The organism is Parasphingopyxis sp., from assembly GCF_052168275.1.
Taxonomy (GTDB): Bacteria; Pseudomonadota; Alphaproteobacteria; order Sphingomonadales; family Sphingomonadaceae; genus Parasphingopyxis.
The window spans coordinates 1-5,665 of the sequence record NZ_JBQLZM010000120.1 but is presented as its reverse complement, the minus strand read 5'-3'; the positions used below and the strand labels follow the sequence as shown (position 1 = coordinate 5,665).

At 68.1% G+C, this 5,665-nt stretch carries 7 protein-coding genes; 4 read left to right on the top strand and 3 right to left on the bottom strand.

The window, feature by feature from the left end; translation table 11 throughout:
* Positions 1–137 precede the first annotated feature (137 nt).
* Together ACTS1X_RS10850 and ACTS1X_RS10845 are read right to left on the bottom strand one after the other, a co-directional pair.
* Entirely contained in the window at positions 138–425 is a 288-nt protein-coding gene (locus ACTS1X_RS10850) for a hypothetical protein (RefSeq protein WP_442614411.1), read from the bottom strand.
* Positions 426–586: 161 nt separating this feature from the next.
* Complete coding sequence (locus tag ACTS1X_RS10845) at positions 587–1,348, bottom strand: TSUP family transporter (protein WP_442614410.1); 762 nt, start codon at positions 1,346–1,348, stop codon at positions 587–589.
* 173 nt (positions 1,349–1,521) lie between these two features.
* Between ACTS1X_RS10845 and ACTS1X_RS10840 the strand changes: the two genes are divergently transcribed.
* Positions 1,522–2,307 (top strand): class I SAM-dependent methyltransferase, encoded by a 786-nt coding sequence (locus ACTS1X_RS10840; protein WP_442614409.1) that lies wholly within the window; start codon positions 1,522–1,524, stop codon positions 2,305–2,307.
* Positions 2,308–2,502: 195 nt separating this feature from the next.
* Here ACTS1X_RS10840 and ACTS1X_RS10835 read toward each other — a convergent pair whose 3' ends face one another.
* The gene (locus tag ACTS1X_RS10835) at positions 2,503–3,756 is read right to left on the bottom strand and encodes a multidrug effflux MFS transporter (RefSeq protein ID WP_442614408.1); all 1,254 of its coding nucleotides are present in this window, start codon (positions 3,754–3,756) and stop codon (positions 2,503–2,505) included.
* Positions 3,757–3,898: 142 nt separating this feature from the next.
* Between ACTS1X_RS10835 and ACTS1X_RS10830 the strand changes: the two genes are divergently transcribed.
* The 3 genes from ACTS1X_RS10830 to ACTS1X_RS10820 are packed head-to-tail and all read left to right on the top strand — an operon-like array spanning position 3,899 to position 5,525.
* Positions 3,899–4,354 (top strand): DUF2721 domain-containing protein, encoded by a 456-nt coding sequence (locus ACTS1X_RS10830; RefSeq protein ID WP_442614407.1) that lies wholly within the window; start codon positions 3,899–3,901, stop codon positions 4,352–4,354.
* Complete coding sequence (locus tag ACTS1X_RS10825; protein WP_442614406.1) at positions 4,351–4,770, top strand: DUF4345 domain-containing protein; 420 nt, start codon at positions 4,351–4,353, stop codon at positions 4,768–4,770. The genes ACTS1X_RS10830 and ACTS1X_RS10825 overlap by 4 nt, the downstream gene beginning before the upstream one ends.
* Complete coding sequence (locus ACTS1X_RS10820; protein WP_442614405.1) at positions 4,767–5,525, top strand: sterol desaturase family protein; 759 nt, start codon at positions 4,767–4,769, stop codon at positions 5,523–5,525. The genes ACTS1X_RS10825 and ACTS1X_RS10820 overlap by 4 nt, the downstream gene beginning before the upstream one ends.
* The last annotated feature ends 140 nt before the right edge of the window (positions 5,526–5,665 follow it).

Here is a 5,665-nt window from a genome sequence, read left to right as displayed (position 1 = left end):
CCCCTCCCGGCCTCCCACAGGGTACATTCGATGGGAGGCCGGGAGGGGGAGTGGGCCGGTGCGGCGATTTTCCGTCAGGAAAATTCTGACAAAAGTTCCTCGCTGCTGCGAGCTTTCGCCGGACAGTTCCTGACGAACTAACGCGACGCCAGCCGGATCTCCTCGGCGCGGGCCTCGTCGATGTCCGACAGCCGGAAACTGACGGTCGTGCCGTTCATCCGGCCGGTCACGCGTCCGTCGCGCACGACGAGCCGGAACCGGGCGCCGGTCGGATAGTGCCGCCCGGTCAGGATGCGCTGGTCGCCGCGCTCCTCGGTCTCGTAGACATAGGTGATGCCGTTATGCTCGAACTGCTGAGGCGCGGTATCGGCGGAAGCGGGCATGGCGAGGGCGAACAGGGGGGCGAGGAAGAGGGCTGCTTTCATAGTCGGTCTCCAATGGCTGCCGGTTTGCGGGTTGCCAGTTCGAACACCTCTCTCCGCCTTCCGGGATAGACGTCGGCCATTGTGCGCCGCAATATCAACCGGTGCAGCACCGCTTGCGCAAATTTCAATTTTCCGAAAATTGCGCGGCCGGGAAATTTTTCTCAGCCGGCGCCCATCGTCAGGCCGCGGGCCAGATAGACCAGCCCGATCAGCGTGACGACCCAGCGCGTCCAGCCCAGAAAGCCGGCATCGGTCATCCGGTCGAGCACGGCCTTGCCGACCCGCGTCCCCATGAGCGTCAGCGGGATCGCCAGCGCGATCGCCAGCCAGGGCATCGCCGCGCCGTCCGCCTCGAAGACGAGCGGCCCGCCATAGACGACGATCTTGGCGAAATGCGGAAAGACCTGGCTGAACGCCTTGGTCGCTACGATCTGGTGGCGGGTCAGCGTCGTGCGCACGAAGAAGATGTCGAGCAGCGGCCCGGCAACGCCCGCGAGCAGGTTGGTGCCGGTGACCAGCAGCCCGGAGGCGAAGGCGTGGCGCGGGCGGCGCGCGTCGAGCGCGAACCGCTTCGCCGGCAGCCAGACCGACAGCCCGACCAGCCCGAGCGCGACGAAGACCAGCGGGCGCGGCGGTACCCAGGCGACGATCCAGGCGATGCCGGCGAAGACGAGCGCGGCGACGAGCGAGGCGAGCGCGTACCAGCCGATGATCGGCCAGACGATATCGCGCCGGTTGAGCCAGGCGCGCCAGCCGTTGGATACGATCTGGATGATCCCATGGGTCACGAACGCCGCGCTGACCGGGAGCAGCAGCGCGAGCGCGCCCATCAGGACGAGCCCGCCCGCCATGCCGAAAATCCCCGAAATCAGCGCCGTCGCGAACGCGATGGCGGGCAGCAGGATCGTCAGCGGCGCAAGCATGGCGCCGCTGATAGCCGTCAATCGGAAACGATGCCAGCGGTGCCGGGACGCCCGACGTTTGTCGAAGGCGTTTCGCGGTCAGAACGACCCAAAGCGCCGTTGGTCGAAACGATATTGCGTCCGCGCGCCGCCGTGCGAGGCCGGTCTTGCAGACATCAACAGGGGATAGCGTCATGACATCGAAACTGGGACTTTTCCTCGCGCCGGTCGCGCTGCTGTGCGCCACGGTGCCGCAGACATCGGCCGTCGCGCAGGATGGGGCGCATGGGGCGCTCTACGCCGCGGCGACCAGCGCGGAGGGCCGGCCCGAAGCCATGGTCGAACTCGATCAGTATCGCCGGCCCGCCGAGATCCTCGCCTTTTTCGGCGTCGAGCCCGGCGACAACATCCTCGAGGTCGGCATGGGCGCCGGCTATTGGGTCGATATGCTGGCCCGCGTGGCGGGCGACGAGGGGCTCGTCATAGGGAGCGTGCCCGAGGTCGCCTATGAAGCGCGCGAACAGGTGCGCGAGGCGACCAACGCGGCGGGCGAACGCAACGCCAATTTCCGCGCCGATATCGGCAGCATCCAGGAGATCAACTATCCGGCGGCGAGCCTCGACTTCGTGATGCTCAGCCTGATCTTTCACGACGTCTATTTCGTCAGTTCCGATTTCGGTTTCGTCCGCCAGACGCCGCAGATGTTCCTCGCGGGCATCTACGAGGCGCTCCGCCCCGGCGGCACGGTCGGCGTGATCGACAGCGTCGCGCCCGCCGGCATGGCGGCCCGCGAAAGCGTCGAGGCGCTGCACCGGATCGATCCGGCCATCATCCGCCGCGACTTCGAGGTCGCGGGCTTCGTGCTCGAGGAAGAAAGCGACCTGCTGCGCAATCCGGAAGACGATCACACCGTATCGGCCTTCGATCCGAGCGTCCGCCACCGGACCGACAAGGTCGTGATGCGGTTCCGGCGGCCCTAGGGTTGTTGGCGACGATCCGCTTCAAACAGGCCGATCGTCATTGCGAGGAGAGCCGACAGGCTCGACGCGGCAATCCAGAGCGGCAGGCGACGCCGCTGGCTGCTCCGGATTGCTTCGCTGCGCTCGCAATGACGGACGGTGTACCGAGCGGCCGGTGCGGCGACATTGCGCTGGCAATGTCTGAAGAACCAATCTTCAAACCCGCGCCGGTTCGTTCGCCAGCTCGTCCTCGCTGAACAGCCGGCCGCGCTCGGTCGCCAGGACGCTGATCAGCGCGAGGCTGCCGCAGACGAGGAAGCCGAGCGATAGCGGCAGGGTCGTGCCGTCGTACATCTGACCGATGCCGCCGCCGATCACCGCGCCGGCCACGACGCCGACCGCGCCCTGCACCGAGCTGGCCGTGCCCGCGATCGCGCCCATCTCCTCCATCGCCATTGCCCCGAAATTGGCGCCGCACAGGCCGAACGCGCCCATGTTGGCCGAGAGCAGGACGAGGAAGACCCAGAGCGACTTGTTCCCGGTATAGGCCATGAACGCCCCGGCGGCGGCGAAACCGATAAAGGCGAGCAGCGCGCTGTGCGACACCATCCGCGTCCCGAGCCTGAGCACGATGCGGGAGTTGAGCAGCGAGGCGGCCGACATCGCGCTCGCGATCATCGCGAAGGCCGGAACCAGCATGTCGGGCCGGTCGAACGTGTCGTACATGACCTGCTGGATCGAGTTGATGAAGCCGAACAGCGCGCCAGAGAGCATCGCCGAGGCGAGCATGTAGCCGAGCGATTTCCGCTCGGTGACCGTATGCCGCCAGCCGCGCCAGATGCGCGCCGGGGTGAGCGGCAGCCGGTCCTCGGGATCCAGCGTTTCGGGGAGCCGCACGCCGATCCAAAGGCCCACGCCGATGCCGATCGCCGCAAACATCCAGAAGATCCAGCGCCACGAAGCGAAGGCGAGGATGATCTCGCCGAACAGCGGCGCGAGCACCGGAACCGCCATGAAGACCATCATCGCGAAGGACATGACCTGCGCCATCTTGCGTCCGACATAGAGATCGCGGACGATCGAGATGGCGAGGACGCGCGTCGCGGCGACGGCGATCCCCTGGCAGAAGCGCGCGGCGAGCAGCAGCTCGAAGGACTGGGCGAAGGCGGCGACGACGCTCGACGCGGCGTAGAGCCCGAGCCCGCCGACGAGCAGCGGCCGGCGCCCGAACCGGTCGGACAGCGGGCCGTGGACGATCTGGGCGAGGCCGAAGCCGATCAGCAGCGCGCCGATCACCAGCTGGCGGTCATTGTCCTCGGCGACGTCGAGCGCTTCGCCGATCGCCGGCAGCGCGGGCAGCATCGCGTCGATGGCGAGCGCCGCCATCGCCATGAGCGAGGCCACCATGGCGACGAATTCGGTGAAGCCCGGGGCCTTACGGTCCAGGCGGTCGGATGCGCCGTTCGTCATGGCGATGCACATGCGGCATTTTGCAGTGCAGCGAAACCCGGAAAAATTGAACCCTTTGTCCGCGCCGCAAGGCAGCCGGGAAAACCGGACGCGGCGACAGCGCCGCTTGACCGGGGCGGGGGCAGCCGCGAAAACCGCCGCCATGGACTCCATGCCCGCCGATATCGCGCTCACCATCCAGCTGGCCCTCGCCCCGGCCTTCCTGCTCGTCGGGATCGGCCAGTTCCTGATCCTCGCCGCCGGGCGGCTGGGCCGGGTCGTCGACCGGGCGCGGGTCATCGCCGACATCCTGCCGCGCGAGCCCGGCCCCGAGCATGACGACTGCATCGCGGAGCTCAGGATGCTCGACCGGCGGATGACGGTCACCGGCCTGTCCATCCTGTTCGGCACGATCGCGATGATCGCGGTCTGCCTCGTCGTCGCCGGTCTGTTCGCGGCCCGGCTGCTGGAAATCGCGCTGACCGCGATCACCGCCGCCGCCTTTGTCGGCGCGATGGGCCTGCTGATCCTCGGCCTGATCACCTTTCTCTACGAGGTCCATCTGGCGAACCGGTCGATCCATGTCCGCGCGGACCTGCTGGACAAGCCGAAGCGATGAGCCCGGCGGGCGAGAAACGGCTGTTGCAGGCGGCGGCGGCGATCGCCTGCCTCGTCCCGATCGGCATGGGCGCGGCGAGCATCGTCATCGGTCCGGCGATACTGTCGGGCATCGGCGATCCGCCGGTCCGCGATCTCGACAGCCATTTCCGCTATCTGTCGGGCATCTTCTTCATGCTCGGCCTCGCCTTTGCGAGCTGCGTGCCGGGGATCGAGGCCAAGACCGCGCGCTTCCGCCTGCTGGGCGCGATGGTCGTCACGGGCGGCCTCGCCCGCGCCTGGTCGACGGCCGAGTACGGGCTGCCGTCCGCGGGCCATCGCTTCGGCCTCGTCATGGAACTCGGCGTCGTCCCGCTGCTGATGATCTGGCAGGCCCGCGTCGCGCGGCGCTTCGCCCAGCCCGGGCGAGACGCTTGAGCGATACCTGGCTTGCCGGCGCGCTCGCGCTCTGGATCGCGCTGGTCTTCGCGCTCGAACGGCTGGCCGCCGCCGATACGCCGCCCGCCGACAACCGCCGCCGCATCGCGCGCAATATCGGGCTGGGGCTGATCGCGCTCGCCACCGCGCCGCTGCTGCTGACCGTGACCGGGCGGATCGCCTCCGGGGTCGACCCGCTGGTGCCGCTGGCGGGGCTGGGCGCGCTCGGCGCGCTCCTCGTCCAGCTGCTGGTCCTCGATATCTGGACCTACGGGATGCACCGCGCCTATCACGAAATCCCGTTCCTCTGGCGCTTTCACGCGCCGCACCATCTCGACGAGCATCTCGACGCGAGCTCGGCCTTCCGCTTCCATCTCGGCGAAATCCTGATCTCGGCGGCGATGCGGCTGATCCCGGCGCTCGCCTTCGGCATCGACGCGGCGACGCTGCTGCTGTTCGAGGCTATCCTCACCGCCAATGCCGTGTTCCACCATTCCAACATCCGCCTGCCGGCGCGCTTCGAGCGGCTGCTGTCGCTCGTCATCGTCACCCCGTCGATCCACTGGCGGCACCATCGGAACATCCGGGCCGACACCGACAGCAATTACACGGCGATCCTCTCGCTCTGGGACCGGTTGTTCGGCTCGCGCAATCCCAAGCCGCGCCGGATCGGCATGGCGATCGGGGTGGAGGGCGAACGGGACCGGAGCTTCGGGAAGCTGCTGGTGTATCCGTTTCTGACGAAACGGGTTTGATTTGTCAGACTCGACCTTGCGGTCGAGCGCGGCACCGGCCCACTCCCCCTCCCGGCCTCCCACAGGGTACACTCAATGGGAGGCCGGGAGGGGGAGTGGGCCGGTGCGGCGCTCGACCGCCAGGTCGAGTCTGACAAATC